Here is an 18,217-nt window from a genome sequence, read left to right as displayed (position 1 = left end):
CGCCCCGGCGGTGGCTCTGATCCGTCTGCCTGGCCACCACCGGGGCGCCTCCAGCAAGCTCGGCGGGCATGACGAAGTGTATCACCCTCCGCGCGCACCGGGCAAGGATTGCCCCCGGCGCGCCAACCCGAGCAGCGCAGTGAGCTCCGGCGCCCGCAGCGCCAGGGCCGCTGCCCCGTAGACCACTCCGCCCCCGCCGATGGCGAGAACCGTCCACGCCGCCGCCCGCAGCGAGCCATCCCAGGCCGGCGCGAGCCAGAGGCACCAGAGGACGAGCGCGGTCGCGGCCCCGAGCGTGCGGGCCAGCGACGTGACCATGCGGCGCCCCCCGATGGGCCCCAGCCTGACCCTGAGCCGCCAGCCGAGGCCGAGCAGGTTGACGTAGGAGGACAAGGACGAGGCCAGCGCGAGCCCCGCATGCCCGAGGGGCCACATGAGCACCAGCGCGAGAGCGACGTTGGCGGCCACCGAGGCGAAGCCGAGCAGGACGGGCGTGCGCGTGTCTCCCAGCGCGTAGAAGGTCTGCGCGGCAAGGCGGGTGGCCGAGAACGCCGGCAGGCCCGCCGCATACCCCGTCAGCGCGAGTGTCGTGGCGGCCGCCTCCTCAGGCCCGAAACGGCCCCGCTGGAAGAGCAGGCCGACGATGGGCGCCCCGAGGGTGATGAGGCCCACCGCGGCCGGCACCGCGGTGAAAGCCGTGAGGCGCAGCGAGAAATTCAGCGTGTCCGCCAGGGACCCGTGGTCTCCCCGGGCCGCCTGGGCCGCCATGCTCGGCAGCGCGGCCGTCGCCAGGGCGATGCCGAACACGCCGAGCGGGAACTCCATGACCCGGTCGGCATAGTAGAGGTACGACACGCTGCCGGTCGGCAGGAGCGAGGCCAGGAGCGTGTTCACCACGACCGTGATCTGGACCGCCGCGAGGCCGAAGGCGGCCGGCGCCAGGCGGCGCGCGATGGTCCGCAGCGCCGGGTGCGACCACTCCAGGGAAGGGCACAGGGGCAACCCCAGACGCTTCACCTCCGGCAGCTGCACCAGCAGCTGCCCGACCCCGCCGACCAGGACACCGAGGGCCAGCGAGAGGACGGGCGGGTCCACGCGCGCCGCGAGCAGCAGCACCGCCCCGATCATCCCGAGGTTCAGCACCGCCGGCCCCAGGGCGGCGGTGAAGAAGCGGTGATGGGCGTTGAGGATCCCGGCCGCCAGCGCTGCGAGCCCGACCAGGAGGATGTACGGGAACATGACGCGGGTCAGCCGCACCGCCAGGGCCAGCAGCGGCGGATCCGCCGCCCAGCCCGGCGCCATCACCGTGACGATCCACGGCGCCCCGAAGACGCCCAGGACGGAGACGAGGCAGAGGGTGGCGGTGCCTGCTCCCGCCACCGCACGCAGCATCCGCGCCACCACGGGGGCGCTCTCGCGCGTGAGATAGGCGGTCAAGACCGGGATGATTGCCGTGGACAGCGCCCCTTCGGCGAGCAGGCGGCGCAGCAAGTTAGGGATCCTGAAGGCCACGAAGAAGGCGTCCGTGACGGGGCCGGCGCCGAACGTCCGCGCCACCACCATGTCGCGAACATAGCCGAGGACCCGGCTCGCCAGTGTGGCCAGCCCGATGCTCCCCACCGCGCTCACCACAGAGGCGTGCACGTCCTTTTGCGGGTCGCTCACGAGGACAAACTCCTTGACACGCTTGTGCCCCGACGGTAACGTCAGGCCTTGCCCGCAGCCCACATCGACGCCAACACCCAGTGAGGAGTGCTCCCGTGGCCAACACGCGATCCGCCGTCAAGCGGACGAGGCAGAACGAGAAGCGCCGGCAGCGTAACCGCGCGGCGCGCAGCAAGATCCGGTCGGTGCTCAAGAGCGCCTCGACCGCGGTAGAGACCCAGCCGGCGGATGCCCCGGCGGCAGTCCGCGAAGCCCTCCGCACGCTGGACAAGGCCGTCACCCAGGGCGTGCTGCACAGGAACACCGCCGCTCGCAAGAAGTCCGCCCTCGCCCGCAGCCTTCACCGCGTCAAGTAGCCGGGCAGGTCGCACGGGCTTCTTCTTCACGCCTGAATGGGGATGACTTCGGGCTGCGGTTCGGCCTCTTCGCCCTGACGGGGTCACCGGGACGCCTGAATGGGGATGACCTCGGGCTGCGGTTCGGCCTCTTCGCCCTGACGGGCTCATCGGGACGCCTGAATGGGGATGACCTCGGGCTGCGATTTGGCCTCTTCGCCCTGACGGGCTCATCGGGACGCCTGAATGTGGATGACTTCGGGCTGCGGTTCGGCCTCTTCGCCCTGACGGGCTCATCGGGGCGCCTGAATGTGGATGACTTCGGGCTGCGGTTCGGCCTCTTCGCCCTGACGGGCTCATCGGGGCGCCTGAATGGGGATGACTTCGGGCTGCGGTTCGGCCTCTTCGCCCTGACGGGCTCATCGGGGCGCCGATGCAGCGGGGGGATCGGGGGGGAGGGTGGCGGCGAGGCGTGTGAGGAGGGCCGCCGCCGCAGCGCGCATCGTTTCCCCGCCGCTCTCGCCGTAGAGGCTGGCGCACGCGATGTAGCCCGGCCGATCGTAGGCTTCGGCCGTGAGGAAGTATCCCAGGTAGTCGTTGGACACTCCGGCCACGAAGACCTGCTCCAGCGGCCGGGGGACCGCCGCCTTGAGCGCCAGTCCGAGCCGCGTCTCCAGCTCGCCGGGGATCGTGACCCAGGCCGTGCGCCCCACCGCCACCGCCACCATCTCTGACGAGCGGGGCAGCGCCCGGCCCAGCCCGAGGCTGAACCACCGCGGTACCCACCGTCCGACGCAATTCCTCACACGCAGCGCGGGAGCGCCCAGACCAATGCGCTCGGTCATGGCCGCCAGGCGCGCGCCGGGCTCCACCTTGATCCGCCCCCAGGCATCGAGCGCTCCTCCGGCGAGGGCCTCGCCCAGGCTTCGGGCGCCTGCCCGGCCCCGCCGCGCCGGGCTCACGTCCCCCACGGCGCCATTGACGAAGAGCGCTGGGGCCTCGAGCGCACGCTCGATCCGTGCCGAGGCCTCGGCCATGAGATCGCCCGAGAGCAAGAGATTGTCCCTCCCCAGGGCCGTGCCGTGCACGGCGTAGTTCCAGAGCAGCGCTACCGGCCGGCCCTCCCGCGACAGGACCTTGAGAACGCCGAGCTCGGGATCCAGCGGCGCCCGCAAGCGGCTCTTCGCAACGCCGGTCACCTGCACTCGTCCCCCGCCCACCAGCGCCGGCGCCCGCCGCGCATGCGCCTCGTGGGCCGCCCGGACCAGCCCGTCGAGGATGCGCGCTCTCACCCCGGGCGACGGACGATCGATGGCCAGGAAGCCGAAGAGCGCCGAGTGGCCGAAGGCGCCGGGTCCCGAGTGCGTGTGCGAGGCGGACACGATGAGGGCCGAGGGGCCCTGCCCTGCCCGGGCCAGGCGCTGACCGAGCTCGTCCACCAGGCTCGGGTCGATGCCGACCAGGTCCACGGCCAGCCAGAGCACCCGTGTGTCCCCGGACTCGAGCTCGAGCGCGCGCACCACGAACGGGTCGTGGACCCCCTCGGAAGGCTTGAGCCAGAACGCGTGGGGGCGGCGGTCGAGCATGTCCGGTATCCAGGCGCGGCGAGGGAAGCCGCCATATCCCGCGAGCGGCGTCCCGCCGGGCAGCGCCACCTCCACGGACGCCGCCCCGGCCGTCAGCTCGGCGGCCGCCGGAGCGGTGGCACACAGCGCCATGAGGACGACGGCGAGTCCGGACCAGCCCCCGGCGGCTCGCCCGGCGTCCCGCGCGAGTTCGTGCAGCTCGCAGGCTAGGCCGCGCACAGATCCGCGAGGAGGAGCGACAACTCGGGACGGGCCGGCGCGCCGAGCTTCAGCCGGCGCTCGACGTCCCAGCAGCGCGCCAGGCGGCGGCTGCCCGCCCGCGGCGGCAGCGCGCCGGCCAGCCGCACGAGGGCCGCGCCTGCCGCCTGAGGCCGGTGGAGCGCCCGGACGACCTCGTCAGGGCTGCGCCCGGCGCGGAGCCACTGCTGCGCCTGCCAGGCGGCGCGGGCTTCTCGCGCGAGCATCGCGAGCACGGCCAGCGGCTCCTCGCCGGCCTGGAGAAGCGAGGCGAGGACGCCAAGGGCACGCGCGAGGTCGCGAGCCGCCAGCGCGTCGGTCAGCTCGAAGACGTTCCGCAGCCGGTGCTCGCCCACCACGGCACGCACCTCGGCGGGGCCGACGCGACGGTTGTCAGGGCCGCCGGCCAGCGCGGCCTTCTCCACCTCGCCCACGAGCGCCGCGAGGTCCTCACCCGTCAACTCCACCAGCAGGGCCGCCGCCTCCTCTTCCAACTCGAAGCCGGCCGCCTTCGCGCGCCCGCGCAGCCACGTGAGCACGGCGTGACCCGCAGGGCGGGGGGCCGTCACCACCGCGGCGGCCGGCAATAGCCGGAGCAGCCAGTGGCTCGGCGCGAGCGTCTCCCCGGCGACAAGGAGGAGCACGGTGGAAGGATTGGGCGCCTTGCAGTATGCGGCGAGCGGCTCCGCCTGCTTGGCAGGCAGGCCATCGGCCCCGCGCGCGACGACGAGCCGTGAGGGCGTGAGGCAGGGCAGGGTGAGCGCTGAGCGGAGGATCTCGTGGACCCCGGCCTCCCGTACCTCGAGCACCTCCCGGGACAGGGCCGCCAGCGACGGGTCGGGGAAGAGCGCGCGGGTGACGGCGGCGACGGCATCTTCCAGCAGGAGCGGCTCGGGGCCGTGCAGCAGCACCACGGGCGGCGTGCGCCCCGATCCCGCGGCCCGCATGAACCCCGCGTAGTCCACTAGAAGCGGTCCACCACCAGGTTCACGATCTTCCGGCCGATGTCCACGGCCGCCTCCCGGACGGCGGCCTCCTCGCGGCTGATCGTCGCGGACACCTGTCCCGGGACGCGAAAGTCGGCCTTCTCCTGTAGCCCCTCCTGGCGCCAGAGCATCTCGCCCCTCCGGACGTCCCGGAACCTGATGTTGAGCGTCACCAGCAGCCGGTACTCGCGTACGTTGAGCGTCCGGTCGACGGCGATGGACTGGATCTCGTAGCCGACGATCTCCCCTTCCAGGATCGCATCCGCCTCCTCCGGCGCGACGACCCTGAGCTTGCCGCTGCTCGCGAAGGCGCCCACCACGGCCGCCGTCACCGTGTTCTCCACCGCCGGCTCCTGCGTCGCGTTCTGAAAGGTGGGGACGGCAACCGTCTTGATGTGGGGCGGCAGGTTCCCGCGGAGGCTGTAGCCGCAGCCGCCCAGGAGGAGGCCCACGAGGAGGGCTCCCCCCACGGACAGCCAGGGGTCACGCCCGGCGGGCCGTCGCGGCGGCCGGGGCATCAGCGCGTCACGACGTTCACGAGGCGCCCCGGGACCACCACGACCTTGGCGACCTGGCGACCGTCGAGCCACGGGCGCACCTTCGCGTCGGCCAGCGCCCGGTCCTGCACCTCCTGCTCGGGCGCCGAGACGTCCACCGTGACGCGGCCGCGCACCCGGCCGTCCACCTGGACGACGATCTCCACCTCCTCGCGCCTGAGCGCCGCCACCTCTGCGGTGGGCCACGCCTGCTTGAAGAGGCTCCCGGAGTGGGCCAGCGTCGCCCATAGCTCCTCGCTGATGTGGGGACACACGGGCCCCAGGAGCTGGAGCGTGGTCTCCACGGCCTCGCGGAGCAGCGCCTGGCGCTCCTCGCGGCTCACCGTGTCCATGGACTCACGTTCGAAGTCGCCGAGAGCGTTCACCAACTCCATGATGGCGCTGATGGCCGTGTTGAAGTGGAAGTCCTTCTCGATGTCCTGGGTGACGCGCTGGATGGTCTCGTGGATGGTGCGGCGGAAGAGGCGTCCCGCGCCTGACCGCCCCGCCCCGCGCGCCGGAGCGGCCGCGCGCAGCTCCTCCGCGTGCGCGTGGACGAAGCGCCAGAGCCGCCTGAGGAAGCGGGAGGCCCCCTCCACGCCGCGGTCGTTCCAGTCGAGGTCCTTCTCCGGCGGCGCGGCGAAGAGCGAGAAGAGCCGCGCGGTGTCCGCGCCGTAGCGCCGGATCAGCTCGTCCGGGTCCACCACGTTGCCCTTCGACTTCGACATCTTGGCCCCGTCCTTGATGACCATGCCCTGGGAGAGCAGCGCCGAGAACGGCTCGTCTGCCGTCGTGAGGCCCAGGTCCCGCAGCACCTTCGTGTAGAAGCGAGCGTAGAGCAGATGCAGGACGGCGTGCTCGATGCCGCCGATGTACTGGTCCACGGGCATCCAGTATGCCGCGGCCTTCGGATCGAACATCCCCTCCGCGTACCGCGGCGAGCAGTAGCGCAGGAAGTACCAGGAGGACTCCACGAAGGTGTCCATCGTGTCCGTCTCGCGCCGGGCCGGGCCGCCGCAGCGGGGGCAGCTGGCGTTGACGAAGCTGGCCACCTCCGCCAGCGGCGAGCCCCCCTTGCCGCTGATCTGGACGTCCTCCGGCAGGACCACGGGCAGCCGGTCCTCGCGCTCGGGGACCATGCCGCAGGAGGCGCAGTGCAGGACCGGGATGGGCGCGCCCCAGTAACGCTGGCGGCTGATCCCCCAGTCCCGGAGCCGGTAATTCACCCTGGCCTCGCCCAGCCCGTGCTCCACGAGCCAGTCGATGGCCCGTCGCTTGGCCCCGGCGATGCCGAGCCCGTCGAGGAAGCCCGAGTTGATCTTCACGCCGTCGCCGGTGTAGGCCTGGGTCTCCTCCCAGCCATCCGGCCGGGCCACCGTCGGGATGATGGGCAGCCCGTGCTGCTTGGCGAAGTCCCAGTCCCGCTGGTCCTCGCCCGGCACGGCCATGATGGCGCCGGTCCCGTACCCCATGAGGACGTAGTCGGCCAGGAACAGCGGGATCTCCTGGCCGGTGAACGGGTTCACCGCCCTGCATGTCAGCCTGAGGCCCCGCTTGGGCCGATCCGCGGCCAGCCGCTCGATCTCCGACTCGCGCGCCACGTCCTGCCTGAAGGCCCGGATTCGCGCGAGCTCGGTGTCACTGGTGGCGAGCGCCTCCACCAGCGGGTGCTCCGGGGCCAGGACGGCGTACGTCATCCCGAAGGAGGTGTCCGGGCGCGTGGTGAAGATGCGGATCTTGAGACCGTCGCGGCCGGCGACGGGGAGGTCGAACTCGGCGCCCTCGCTCCGACCGATCCAGTTGCGCTGCATCGTCATGACCCGTTCCGGCCACCCGGGCAGTCGGTCGCACCAGGCCAGGAGCTCCTCGGCATAGGCGGTGATCTTGAAGAACCACCCCTCGATCTCCTTCGTCGCCACCTCCGAGTCGCAGCGCCAGCAGCGCCCGGCCTCCACCTGCTCGTTGGCCAGGATCGTCTGGCATGCCGGGCACCAGTTCACGGTGGAGCGCTTCTTGTACGCGAGCCCCCGGTCGAGCATGCGGAGGAAGACGAGCTGCTCCCAGCGGTAGTACGCGGGATCGCAGGTGCACAGCTCCCGGTCCCAGTCGTACGAGATACCCATGCGGCGGAGCTGGCTGCGCATGTTGGCGATGTTCTCGTACGTCCACACGGCGGGCTGCACGCCGTTGTCGATGGCGGCATTCTCGGCGGGCAGCCCGAAGGCGTCCCAGCCCATGGGGTGCAGCACGTTGAACCCGCGCATCCACTTGTAGCGGGCCAGCAGGTCGCCGATGGCGTAGACCCGGACATGGCCCATGTGGATGCGGCCGGAGGGGTACGGAAACATCTCGAGGCAGTAGAACTTCGGCCGGTCCGGCTCCTCGGTGGCCTTGAACTGCTTGGACTCCTCCCACACCCGCTGCCACTTGGCCTCGATCTCGGCGAACGGGTAGCGCTCGGAACGATCGTCGGTGGACATGTCAGCGCTGATGTTAAGCACACTCAGCAGGAGGACGCAAGAAACGGCTCCCCGGGGACCCGCGCGGGGCCCCCGGGGGGAGAGCGCACCGGCTACTTCTTCTTGAGGGTGAGCTTGATCGCCTGGGCCGCTTCCTCGGCCTTGGCGACGGACTCGGCGTGCTTGCCGGCGCCGTGCAGCGTCTTGGCCTCGGCCACGAGCGCCTTCGCCTTGGCGGAGTCGGCGTCGCTCTTGCCCGCCGTCGCGTCCTCGATCTGCTTGATCAGCAAGGGGCACTGGAACGCCAGCGCCGGCCCCGCCATCACAGCGACCATCGCGAGAGCCATGAGCAGCTTCGTCATGCAGCGTCACCTCCTTTCGGCGTGGATCTGACGGGTCTAACTGCCAGGGCCCCCCGGCGGTTCCCGGGCCTCCGGCGTCCGCCGGAAGAAATCGTGGATGCGCTGCGCCAGCCTCGGCGTGATTCCGGGCACCGCCGCCAGCTCGGCCACGGACGCCGCGCGCACCCCGCGGGCCGAGCCCAGGCTCCGCAGCAGGTTGGTCCTGAGCCTGGGCCCCACCCCTGGGATCCGGTCCAGCTCGGAGCTGATGGTGCGCCGGCGACGCAGCGTCTTGTGATAGGTGATGGCGAAACGGTGCGCCTCATCCCGGATCTTCTGGAGCGTCTGGAGCGCCGGCGATCCCAGGTCGAGCACGAGCGGGGCCAGCCGGTCCGGGACGTACACTTCCTCGGCCCGCTTGGCCAGGGCCGCGATGGCCAGGTAGTCGAGGCCCAGGTCCTCGAGGACCTTGCTGCCCACCCCCAGCTGTCCGCGGCCCCCGTCGAGGAGGATCAGGTCCGGCAACGGGGCCTCGGTTTCCAGCGCCTTCGCATAGCGCCGCGTCAGCACCTCGCGCATCGACGCGAAGTCGTCGGCGCCGGTCACGCTGCGGATCTTGTACCGCTTGTACTCGTCCCTCTTCATGTCCCCGCTCTGCCAGACGACCATCGCCGCCACCGTCTCGCTGCCCTGGATGGTCGAGATGTCGAAGGCCTCGATGCGATGGGGCGGCCCCGGCAGGCCGAGGGCGCGCTCGAGTTCCTCCAGCACCGCCTGCCCGCGGTTCCCCCGGGACAGGAGGTGGGTCCGCAGCGCCAGCGCCGCATTCTCCTCGGCCATGGCGACCAGCTCACGCCGGCGGCCCCGCTGCGGCGTCACCAGCTCCACCCGCCCGCCCCGGCTCTGACAGAGCCAGGCCGCGGTCAAGTCGGCGTCGGACAGCTCCGCCGAGAGCAGGATCTCGGGCGGGGGCATGACCTGACGGGCGTAGAACTGCTGCACGAAGGCCGACAGGATGTCGCCGTCCGCCCAGCCCGAGACCCGGTCGAAGAAGAACGACTCTCGTCCCAGGAGCCGCCCCTTGCGCACGAAGAAGATCTGGACGCACGCCTCCGATCCCTGGCGCACCACCCCCACGATGTCCTGTTCCGTGTCTTCCGTCGAGATGATCTTCTGGCGCTCCCGCACCGTGTTGAGCGCCTGGATTCGATCGCGCAGGACGGCGGCTTGCTCGAACCTGGTCGCCGCGGCGGCGGCTTCCATCTCGCGCGTCAGCTCCCTGGCCAGCTCCTCGTCCTTCCCCTCGAGGAAGCGCTGCACGGCGTCCACGGTCCGCCTGTACCCCTCCCGCGTCTCCAGTCCCGTGCACGGCGCCTGGCACCGGTGGATGAAGTACTGGATGCACGGCCGCGGCAGCTGGCCGTCGATGTTGATCCGGCACGTGCGCAGCGGGAAGAGCTGGCGCACCAGGCGCAGCGTCTCCCGCATGGCCGTGGCGGGGTAGAAGGGGCCGTAGTAGGCGGAGCCGTCCTTCTGCACTCGGCGGGCCACCACGAGCCGCGGGAACTCCTCACCGGTGGTGAGCTTGAGGAAGGGGTAGTGCTTGTCGTCCCGAAGGATGATGTTGTAGCGGGGCCGGTGCTTCTTGACGAGGTTGGACTCCAGGATCAGCGCTTCCAGCTCGTTGGCCGTGACGATGTACTCCACGTCGCGAATCTGCGCCACGAGGGCGTCCGTCTTGGGATCCCGCGCCCGCGACTCCTGAAAGTAGGAGCGCACGCGGCTGCGCAGGGAGGCGGCCTTGCCCACGTAGACCATCTGCCCCTTCGCGTCCTTGTAGAGGTACACGCCCGGCCGGTCCGGGGCCTGATCGATCTTCTCCCGCAGGGTCACGCTCGTATTCTACCCGCCGTCACCTCAGCAACGTGGCGGCGAGGATGCCGAGCCCCAGGAGCGCGGGGAAGAGGATCGACCAGCGGAGCGCGCGGCGGGTCCGGGCCAGCAACAACGGCTCGGATCGCCCCGGGCGGGGCGGGTTGAGGAAGCCCAGCACCTTCGACACCACCACGAGCCCGAGCGTCAGGCTCGCGAAGAGCACCAGCGCCCACTTGAAGATGCCCACCGGCTCACCGCACCTCGAGCTCGATCTTCCGGAGCGCCTTGACGCGGTCCCTCAACTCGGCGGCTCGCTCGAAGTCCAGCCGCTTGGCCGCCTCGCGCATGGCGGCCTCCATCTCGGCGATCTGGGCGGCCAGCGCCTGCGCGCTCTCCCACGCGGGCTCCGCGGCCTCGGGCACGGCCACCGTGTAGTAGTCCCGCTCGGGCACGGTCTCCAGCAGCTCGCGGATGGATTTCTTGATGGATTCCGGCGTGATGCCGTGGACGTGGTTGTACTCGTCCTGGGCTGCGCGCCGCCGGTCGGTCTCGGCCAGGGCCTCCTGCATGGAGCCGGTGACGCGGTCGGCGTACATGAGCACCTCGCCGTTGACGTGCCGTGCGGCCCGCCCCGCCGTCTGGATCAGGGAGGTGGCCGAGCGCAGGTAGCCTTCCTTGTCGGCATCCAGGATCCCCACCAGCGACACCTCCGGCAGGTCCAGGCCTTCCCGCAGGAGGTTGATGCCGACGAGCGCGTCGAACTTGCCGAGGCGCAGGTCGCGGATCACCGCCACGCGGTCCAGCGTGTCGATGTCGGAGTGCAGGTAGCGCACGCGCAGGCCGTTCTGCTGGTAGTACTCCGTCAGGTCCTCGGCCATGCGCTTGGTGAGCGTGGTGATCAGGACCCGCTCGTCGCGCTCGGCCCGCGCCCGCACCTCGTGCATGAGGTCATCCACCTGGATTGAGGCGGGGCGCACGGTGATCCTGGGGTCCATGAGCCCGGTGGGGCGGATGATCTGCTCCGCCACCGCGCCGCCCACCCAGGCGCGTCCGCCGGGCTCGCGCACGGCGCCCGCCAGCTCCAGCTCGTAGGCGCCGGGCGTCGCGGAGACGTACAGCACCTGCGTCACGGCCGACCGGAACTCGTCAAAGGTCAGCGGGCGGTTGTCGAAGGCCGAGGGGAGCCGGAAGCCGTACTCCACCAGCGCCTCCTTCCGCGACCGGTCGCCGGGGTACATGCCGCGGATCTGGGGCACGGTGACGTGCGACTCGTCGATGATGACGAGGGTGTCCCTGGGCAGGTAGTCCATCAGCGTGGGCGGGTTCTGCCCCGGCTTGCGCCCGGACAGGTGGCGGGAGTAGTTCTCGATCCCGTGGCAGTAGCCGATCTCCCGCAGCATCTCCATGTCGAAGAGCGTGCGCTGCTCCAGCCTCTGGGCCTCCAGGAGCCGGCCCCGCGCCCGGAAGAAGGCCAGCCGCTCCCGCAGCTCCTCCTGGATGCCCCCGAGGGCCCGCTCCAGCTGCTCGGCCGGTGTCACGTAGTGGCTGGCCGGATAGATGCGCGCGCTCGGCACGATCCCCGTCGTGGTACCGCGCAGCGGGTCCAGCGTGACCAGCCGCTCGATGGTGTCGCCCCAGAGCTCGACCCGCAGCGCCTGCGAGTCGGCGGCGGCCGGGAAGATCTCGACGACGTCCCCGCGCACGCGGAAGGTGCCCCGGCGGAAGTCGTAGTCGTTGCGCTCGTACTGGATGGCGACCAGGTCCCGGATCAGTGCCTCTCGGGCCACGCTCCGTCCGGCCTCGAGCCCCACGTGCATCCCCCGGTACGTCTCCGGCGCGCCGATGCCGTAGATGCAGGAGACCGAGGCGACCACCACCACGTCGCGCCGCTCGAAGAGCGCGGTCGTCGCCGAGTGGCGCATGCGGTCGATCTCGTCGTTCACCAGCGCGTCCTTCTCGATGTAGGTGTCGGACTGGGGAATGTACGCCTCGGGCTGGTAGTAGTCGTAGTAGGAGACGAAGTACTCGACGGCGCTGTCGGGGAAGAACGACTTGAACTCGCCGTGGAGCTGGGCGGCCAGGGTCTTGTTGGGCGAGATCACCAGGGCCGGGCGCCGGAGCCGGCTGACCACGTTGGCCAGGGTGAAGGTCTTTCCACTCCCCGTGATGCCCAGCAGGACGGAGTGCGGGTGCCCCTCCCCGAGCAGGCCCACGAGGCGATCGATGGCGCCAGGCTGGTCGCCCGCCGGCATGAAGTCGGAGGCGAGTCTGAACAACGGCGTTACAGGCTGGACGGGGCGGCGACCAGGTACTTGCGCCAGGAATCCAGGAACGAGGTGGCGTGCGGGTGCCGCAGCAGGTGCGCGGAGAAGAGGAAGTGCGGGTGCACCGGCTCCCGGACCAGGCGCAGCCGCGCCTCGTCCAGCGTGCGGTTCCCCTTCAGGAGGTTGCAGCGGAGGCACGCGGCGACCACGTTCGTCCAGGTGGTCTGCCCGCCCCGGGAGCGGGGCACCACGTGGTCCACCGTGAGCTTCTCGCCTCGGCGGCTGCAGTACTGGCAGGTGTGCCCGTCCCGCCGAAGGATATTCTTCTTGTTGAACGCCACCCGTTCCAGGAACGGCTTCCGGATGTAGGTGGCCAGCCGGATGACCGAGGGGAGCGGGAAGGTGCGCGACGGCGAGCGGATGACTCGCGGGGAAGCTTCGACCCCCTCGGCCTTGCCGCTCAGGAGGAGGGTGATCGCCCGTTTGGCGTTGGTGAAGTGCAGCGGCTCGTAGGTGTAGTTCAGCACCAGCACCGCTAAGTCATCCATATACCTCCGTTAGGATATTCAGGCCGCCCCACCCTGTCAACCCGCTCCCCGCGCGCGCGGCACGCGCCGGCTACACCACGGCGCGCCACACGAGGTGGGCGCAGCCGGCCAGGAGGACGAAGGCGGAGGCCGCGAGCAGCGGGCTCCACACCGCGAGGCCCGAGAGGAAGCTCAGGAGGATGAAGCACGCGGTGTAGAAGCGCAGCTCCCGCCGGTCCACCCAGCCGCCCTTGCCGACCAGGGCGAGGCTCCGGGCGGCCAGGTAGAGCGGCGAGTAGAGGAGAAAGAAGGCCACCACGAGCCCCGACAGCGCGAGGACGCCGCTCATCGCCCCGGCGACACCCCAGATCGCCCAGGGCATGAACCATTCGGTCAGGGTCTCCCCGCCCTCGGCACGCGGCAGGTACTCGGGGCGGAAATAGGCCAGGAGCACTGCCACCGAGTATGCCGGCAGCGCCACTTCGAGCCATCGACGGTGACGAGCCCTGATCGCTATCTGCATGCCTTGCCTCCCCTCGCGCGCTGTTCGCACCTTCCCGACGAGGCATGCGTCGTGCCATGGCCTGGAGGCCCGAGAGCACCACTATATCAGGTAGTTGTGAGGCGATTCCTCAGATCAGGTGTCAGCCGTGGAACAGAGGGGCCGGACAGCCTGTCATCCACGTCACGGCTGGAAGCCGGCCCCGCGGCGCATGCAACCCTCGCCCCCGGCGTGGCAGGCCGGGACGACCGGGCCCCGCCTCGTCACGGCTCCAGCATCTCGCACAGGATCCCTTCGCGGAGCCCGCGGTCGCTCACGACCAGCGAGTCCGAGCCCAGGCGGTCCATGGCCGCCAGGCAGATGGCGATGCCCGCGATGAGAACGTCCGCGCGTCCGGGCTCCAGACACGGCAGCCGCGACCGTTCCTCGAGCGTCAGCCCGCCCAGCCGCGCCAGGAGACGCTCCACGGCCGGTCTCGTCAGCCGGTGCCCGTGAACGCGATCGGCGTCATACGCCGGGAGGCCGAGATCCAGCGCCGCCAGCGCCGTCACGGTGCCCGCTGTCCCCACCAGCGCGAGGGCTCCGGCCGCGGCGATCGCCGCCGGCACCTCGTGCGCCAGCCGGTCCACGATTGCCCGGCGCATCTGCCCGAGGCGCCTCCCGTCCACGGCGCCGGCGTCCATGAACTCCTCGGTGAGGGGCACCACTCCCAGCGACAAACTCACTGCTGCGGCGGCCCCCCCCTCGCGGCAGAGGACGAGCTCGGTGCTCCCGCCGCCGATGTCCACGAGGACGAATGGTTCGGGGATCCAGGGCAGGCTGCGGCGCACTGCGAGGAGCGTGAGCCGCGCCTCCTGCTCGCCCGAGAGGATCTCCACCGCATGGCGAGTCACCGCACGGACCCGTTCCGCGAAGTCGCCGCCGTTCGGGGCATCCCTCACGGCGCTGGTGGCGACGATGCGGATCGGCGCAGCGCCGAGCCCTTCCGCCGCTGCCACGAACTCCGCCATCACCTCGAGCGTCCGGGCCATGGGCACTTCGCAGAGCCGCCCGGCAGCGGCCTGCCCCTGGCCGAGGCGGGTGACCCGCTGGCGCTCCAGGAGCCACCGCCACTGCTGTCCCTGGGCCTCGGCCACGAGCAGTCGCACCGTGTTGGTGCCGAGGTCGATCGTCGCCAGGCGCCTCACCCGGGCGCGGTCATGCCGGGCGGCGCAATCGCAGCGCCTCGGCCACGACGGCCAGTACCCGCTCCAGACGGAAGGGCTTCACGAGCGTCAGATCCACGCCGCTCTCGCGCAGCCGGACGGGATCCAGCAAGTGCCCCCACCCGGTCACGAGGACCACGGGCGTCTCGGCACTCATGCGCTTGACGGCGCGGGCCACCTCGAGCCCCGAGCGCTCCGGGAGCGAGAGATCCGTGAGCACCACGTCGCTGGGCTCCCGCTGGAAGCGCGCGAGCCCGCTGAGCCCGTCCGGGGCCGAGTCCACGCGGTATCCGGCCTGCGCCAGCGCTTCCACCACCATCTCGCGGATCTGCACCTCGTCCTCGAGGACGAGGACCGAGGCCGCGCGGGCGCCCTGGTCCCCCGGCGGCTCCCGCCGTTCCGCGGGGTCCGCCGCAGGGGCCGGCGCTCCGGGCGCCGCGCCGGGGAGTTGCCCGGCGGGCAGCCAGAGGGTCACCGTGGTGCCCTGTCCCTGCTCGCTGCTCACCTCGATCCGACCCCCGTGTCGGGACACGATGCCGTGCACGACGGAGAGCCCCAGTCCCGTCCTGAGCGGCGAGCGCGTGCTGAAGAACGGATCGAAGACCCGGCGCCGCACCTCGTCGGACATTCCCTCGCCCGAGTCCCTCACGCTCAGCTCGACGCCCCCCTCCCGCGTCCGGGTCGAGAGCAACAGCTGTCCCCCGCGCGGCATCGCATCGATGGCGTTGAGGACGAGGTTGGTGACGGCTTCGCGCAGTTCCGCCGTGCTGCCCGCCACGGGCGGTGTCTCCTCCAGGTCCGTCGTCACCTCGATCCGGGCGCCCCGTGTCTCGGCCTCGTCCTTCCAGAGTCCGCGGGTGAGGGTCACCGCGTCGTGCACGAGGGTGTTCAGGTTCGTCGCGGCCGCGGCGTCATCCAGCTTGGTGGCGGCGAATGCCTGCAGTCGGCGGACGATGTCCGCCGCCCGCCAGGCCGCCTCCTCGACCTGCCCCAGGCCCTCCCGGAAGCTCTCCTCCGCTCCCCGGGCCAGCATGAGCTGGACCTTCCCCAGGATGATGGCGAGGATGTTGTTGAACTCGTGCGCGATCCCCCCTGCCATCTCGCCAAGCGCCCGCACCTTCTCGCTCTGAACCATCCGCTCCTGGGCGGAGCCGAGCGCCTGGAAGGCGCTCCGCACCTCCCCGTAGAGCCGCTCGTTCTCCAGCGCCAGGGCGATGAGCGAGGCCAGCACCTGCGCCGCCTCCACCTCGTCCGCCGAGAAGTCCCGCGCCCGCTCGTCGCCCAGGTAGAGGGCCCCGACCATCCGGTCGTGGATCCGCAGGGGCACGAGCAGGCACCCGCGCAGATGGAGGGCCTGGAGGAAGGCCTCGGGCGCTGCCGTCCGCTGACGGAGGTCGCGGATGACGACGGGGCGAGTGGTCGCGAACAGCTCGCGAAGCAGCCCCTCGTCGGGCAGCACTGGCCATGCCTCCGCTGCCGCCGCCGGGAGGCCCGAAGCGGCCTCGAGCCTGAGCCCGCCCTGCCCGTCCGGGACACCGAGCGCCGCCGTGCCGACCCTGAGCAGCCGGCAGGCCGTCTCGCAGGCACGCGCCAGGGTCTCGCTGCGATCCTGCCCGACGAGGGCCCGGCCCGAGAACGCCTCTATCTCTCGGAGGCGGGCCACGTGGTCCACGGCCCGGTCGACGAGGCGCTGGTGGGCGCACGCGGTGCCCACGCGGTCGGCGATCACGAGCAGCAGCTGCATGTCCTCGGCGGTGAAGAGCACGCTGCGCCCCCGGCGCCCGGCGTAGAGCACACCCCGCACCTCCCCGTCGGCCCGGACGGGAACGGCGACGGCATCGCGCACGGGGAAGCGGGCGACGAACGGATCGCTGGGGGGTGACTCGGAGGGCCGGCCGTAGCAGAGGGCGCGCCCTTCGATGAAACAGCGCCCCACGAGCCCCTCGCCCGGCGCGATGGAGACGCCACCCAGGTCGTCGCGTCGAAAGCCCCGCGCGGCCGCCGGCTCGAGTGTCCCGCGCTCGGGATCCACCAGGAACAGCATGGAGCGATCGCTCTCGAGGAGCCGGGCCGTCCGGTCCATGGCGATCCCGAACATCTCTGCGGGAGCGTACCCGCTCGACGGCAGGGCAAGGGCCTCCTGCAGGCTTCCGAGCAGCGCCGGGTCTACGGCGTCGATCGTGTCGGCGCGGGGCTCGGTTTCCTGGGGACTCTCGGGCTGGAGCCCACCGAGGCGCTGGACGCGGTCCCGGAGACTGTCCAGCGCGCGGCTGATCTCCGAGAGCGATGCCTCCAACTCCGGGGATTCCTGGTCCTGCGGCGGCTCGGCGCTCATCGCCAGTGCCGAAGTCTAGAAAGCGCGAACAGCGATGGTCATGGCTGTCGTAGCAGTCCCGTGATTAGAGCACCGGGCGTGCCAAGATATGCCCGCACCGGGCGGTTGATGCAACCTGCCGATTTCATGCCGCCCTCAGCCGAGGGCGAGGGACCCCGGCACCGCCGGCAATGGCGCTGGGCTCAAATCGTAAGATTCTCCGACGCCCGTCGTTCCCCGGCGAGCCTCTGCCCCGCTCCTCACGCGCATAGGCCGGCGGGGCCACAGCTCCAACAGGGACAGACGCGGGGGAACGCGCTCCGGGCGGATCACCGGAGGATTCGCGCCCCCCGCCCTGACGAGATCGACGGAGACTACTTTCCCTTGAGCGAGCGGATGAAGTGGACCACAGCCCAGCGGTCGTTCTCCGGCAGATGCTTCCAGGGCGGCATGGCGCCGCGCCCGCTCGAGATCTTCCAGAACAGCTCACCGTCCGTCTCGTCCTGAACCTTCTTCGAGGTCCAGTCCGCGGGCTTCGGGTTGAGGGCGGCGGCGGCGGCCCCATCGCCCTTGCCCTTGGCGCCGTGACAGGAGATGCAGTTCACCTTGGCCACCTTCTCACCCTGCTCCTCCGCCTTCTTCCCGTGGGGGACAGGGTTCTTCCTCGCCTTCTCGGCAGCGGGCGCGACCCAGGGCGCCTGGGCCCAGGCTCCCGTGCTGATGGCAAGGCCTGCGGCCAGGCCTACCGCAACGGCGCCATGTAGCATGGATCTCCTCATCGGTTTCCTCCCTGAGTTCGAGCCCTTGGCTCGTGTGATCGCCTTCAGAACCACGCCATTAAACACCGCTGCGGCTCGGACGGTCAAGCGCTTTCCGGGTCGGCCCCGCTCTCGGCTGCTCTCGCAGGGGCTTACCTTGCCAACTCGCGCCACACCGTGAGGTTCCCGGCCGCGCGCCGCCACACAGCCATGCGGAACCAGTGATCCTCAGGTCATCCCGGGAACCTGAAGACGCCGCTCCGCTCGCCGGAGGAGTGTCAGCGGGCCGCTTTCGCGGCGCCGGCGGTCACGCGGAGCTGCGTTTCCCGCGCCCCACTTCGACCAGCTCCCGCGCCATGGCCGTCACCCGGGCGGCGAGCGCCTCGCACCAGGCCATGCGGCCCCGCCCCTCCGCGACCTCGGCGAAGGGAAGCGCCATCGACGGCTCCGCCTGCGGAGGCAGGCAGACATCGCCGCAGCGCAACCGGATGCCGTAGCTGCCTCTCGCCCGGGCCCCTTCCGCGTCGACCGTGGCCTCCACGCGCGGGCTCTCGCGCTTCGCGTGGGAGAGGACGAAGTTCCGCAGCCACCGCTCCACTTCCTCGTCCTCACCCTCCGGGGACATGC

At 71.3% G+C, this 18,217-nt stretch carries 16 protein-coding genes; 1 reads left to right on the top strand and 15 read right to left on the bottom strand.

The window, feature by feature from the left end:
- Positions 1–81: 81 nt before the first annotated feature.
- Positions 82–1,665 (bottom strand): murein biosynthesis integral membrane protein MurJ, encoded by a 1,584-nt coding sequence (murJ, locus tag HYV93_02400; protein MBI2524812.1) that lies wholly within the window; start codon positions 1,663–1,665, stop codon positions 82–84.
- Positions 1,666–1,760: 95 nt separating this feature from the next.
- Here murJ and rpsT point away from each other — a divergent pair, with 95 nt between their 5' ends.
- A complete protein-coding gene (rpsT, locus tag HYV93_02395) occupies positions 1,761–2,021 on the top strand; it encodes a 30S ribosomal protein S20 (protein ID MBI2524811.1) in 261 nt (86 codons plus the stop codon).
- Between the two features lie 398 nt (positions 2,022–2,419).
- Here rpsT and HYV93_02390 read toward each other — a convergent pair whose 3' ends face one another.
- The 14 genes from HYV93_02390 to HYV93_02325 all read right to left on the bottom strand — a co-directional run bounded on the left by HYV93_02390 (position 2,420) and on the right by HYV93_02325 (position 18,215).
- Positions 2,420–3,805, bottom strand: coding sequence for a neutral/alkaline non-lysosomal ceramidase N-terminal domain-containing protein (locus tag HYV93_02390; GenBank protein ID MBI2524810.1), 1,386 nt, complete (start codon positions 3,803–3,805; stop codon positions 2,420–2,422).
- Positions 3,793–4,788: a DNA polymerase III subunit delta gene (holA, locus tag HYV93_02385; GenBank protein MBI2524809.1), complete on the bottom strand. Its 996-nt coding sequence runs from the start codon at positions 4,786–4,788 to the stop codon at positions 3,793–3,795. The genes HYV93_02390 and holA overlap by 13 nt, the downstream gene beginning before the upstream one ends.
- The gene (locus HYV93_02380; GenBank protein MBI2524808.1) at positions 4,788–5,327 is read right to left on the bottom strand and encodes an LptE family protein; all 540 of its coding nucleotides are present in this window, start codon (positions 5,325–5,327) and stop codon (positions 4,788–4,790) included. Before HYV93_02380 ends, holA begins: the two co-directional genes overlap by 1 nt.
- On the bottom strand, positions 5,327–7,825 hold the full coding sequence (locus HYV93_02375; GenBank protein ID MBI2524807.1) for a leucine--tRNA ligase: 2,499 nt from the start codon (positions 7,823–7,825) through the stop codon (positions 5,327–5,329). Before HYV93_02375 ends, HYV93_02380 begins: the two co-directional genes overlap by 1 nt.
- A gap of 92 nt (positions 7,826–7,917) precedes the next feature.
- The gene (locus HYV93_02370) at positions 7,918–8,151 is read right to left on the bottom strand and encodes a hypothetical protein (GenBank protein ID MBI2524806.1); all 234 of its coding nucleotides are present in this window, start codon (positions 8,149–8,151) and stop codon (positions 7,918–7,920) included.
- Between the two features lie 51 nt (positions 8,152–8,202).
- A complete protein-coding gene (uvrC, locus tag HYV93_02365) occupies positions 8,203–10,038 on the bottom strand; it encodes an excinuclease ABC subunit UvrC (protein ID MBI2524805.1) in 1,836 nt (611 codons plus the stop codon).
- A 19-nt stretch (positions 10,039–10,057) separates the two neighbouring features.
- Complete coding sequence (locus HYV93_02360; protein MBI2524804.1) at positions 10,058–10,267, bottom strand: hypothetical protein; 210 nt, start codon at positions 10,265–10,267, stop codon at positions 10,058–10,060.
- 4 nt (positions 10,268–10,271) lie between these two features.
- Entirely contained in the window at positions 10,272–12,272 is a 2,001-nt protein-coding gene (gene uvrB / locus HYV93_02355) for an excinuclease ABC subunit UvrB (protein ID MBI2524803.1), read from the bottom strand.
- Between the two features lie 29 nt (positions 12,273–12,301).
- Positions 12,302–12,832 carry an HNH endonuclease gene (locus tag HYV93_02350; protein ID MBI2524802.1) on the bottom strand — a complete coding sequence of 177 codons (531 nt, stop codon included), beginning with the start codon at positions 12,830–12,832 and terminating at the stop codon, positions 12,302–12,304.
- 70 nt (positions 12,833–12,902) lie between these two features.
- Positions 12,903–13,334, bottom strand: coding sequence for a hypothetical protein (locus tag HYV93_02345; GenBank protein MBI2524801.1), 432 nt, complete (start codon positions 13,332–13,334; stop codon positions 12,903–12,905).
- 242 nt (positions 13,335–13,576) lie between these two features.
- Positions 13,577–14,500, bottom strand: coding sequence for a Ppx/GppA family phosphatase (locus HYV93_02340; GenBank protein MBI2524800.1), 924 nt, complete (start codon positions 14,498–14,500; stop codon positions 13,577–13,579).
- A 10-nt stretch (positions 14,501–14,510) separates the two neighbouring features.
- A complete protein-coding gene (locus HYV93_02335; GenBank protein MBI2524799.1) occupies positions 14,511–16,853 on the bottom strand; it encodes a GAF domain-containing protein in 2,343 nt (780 codons plus the stop codon).
- A gap of 353 nt (positions 16,854–17,206) precedes the next feature.
- Positions 17,207–17,611: a cytochrome c gene (locus tag HYV93_02330; GenBank protein MBI2524798.1), complete on the bottom strand. Its 405-nt coding sequence runs from the start codon at positions 17,609–17,611 to the stop codon at positions 17,207–17,209.
- Positions 17,612–17,897: 286 nt separating this feature from the next.
- Positions 17,898–18,215, bottom strand: a complete 318-nt coding sequence (locus HYV93_02325; GenBank protein ID MBI2524797.1) for a hypothetical protein — start codon at positions 18,213–18,215, stop codon at positions 17,898–17,900.
- Positions 18,216–18,217: the final 2 nt, after the last annotated feature.

This window comes from Candidatus Rokuibacteriota bacterium (genome assembly GCA_016188005.1).
GTDB lineage: Bacteria > Methylomirabilota > Methylomirabilia > Rokubacteriales > CSP1-6 > UBA12499.
The sequence above is the reverse complement of the archived record's forward strand: the minus strand, read 5'-3'. Positions and strand labels throughout refer to the sequence as shown.

Bases quoted from the DNA above. Each gene is read 5' to 3' on its own strand.
- HYV93_02380 (MBI2524808.1), bottom strand. From the start codon at position 5,327: ATGCCCCGGCCGCCGCGACGGCCCGCCGGGCGTGACCCCTGGCTGTCC.
- HYV93_02375 (MBI2524807.1), bottom strand. From the start codon at position 7,825: ATGTCCACCGACGATCGTTCCGAGCGCTACCCGTTCGCCGAGATCGAG.
- HYV93_02370 (MBI2524806.1), bottom strand. From the start codon at position 8,151: ATGGCTCTCGCGATGGTCGCTGTGATGGCGGGGCCGGCGCTGGCGTTC.
- uvrB (MBI2524803.1), bottom strand. From the start codon at position 12,272: ATGCCGGCGGGCGACCAGCCTGGCGCCATCGATCGCCTCGTGGGCCTG.
- HYV93_02350 (MBI2524802.1), bottom strand. From the start codon at position 12,832: ATGGATGACTTAGCGGTGCTGGTGCTGAACTACACCTACGAGCCGCTG.
- HYV93_02345 (MBI2524801.1), bottom strand. From the start codon at position 13,334: ATGCAGATAGCGATCAGGGCTCGTCACCGTCGATGGCTCGAAGTGGCG.
- HYV93_02335 (MBI2524799.1), bottom strand. From the start codon at position 16,853: ATGAGCGCCGAGCCGCCGCAGGACCAGGAATCCCCGGAGTTGGAGGCA.
- HYV93_02330 (MBI2524798.1), bottom strand. From the start codon at position 17,611: ATGAGGAGATCCATGCTACATGGCGCCGTTGCGGTAGGCCTGGCCGCA.
- HYV93_02325 (MBI2524797.1), bottom strand. From the start codon at position 18,215: ATGTCCCCGGAGGGTGAGGACGAGGAAGTGGAGCGGTGGCTGCGGAAC.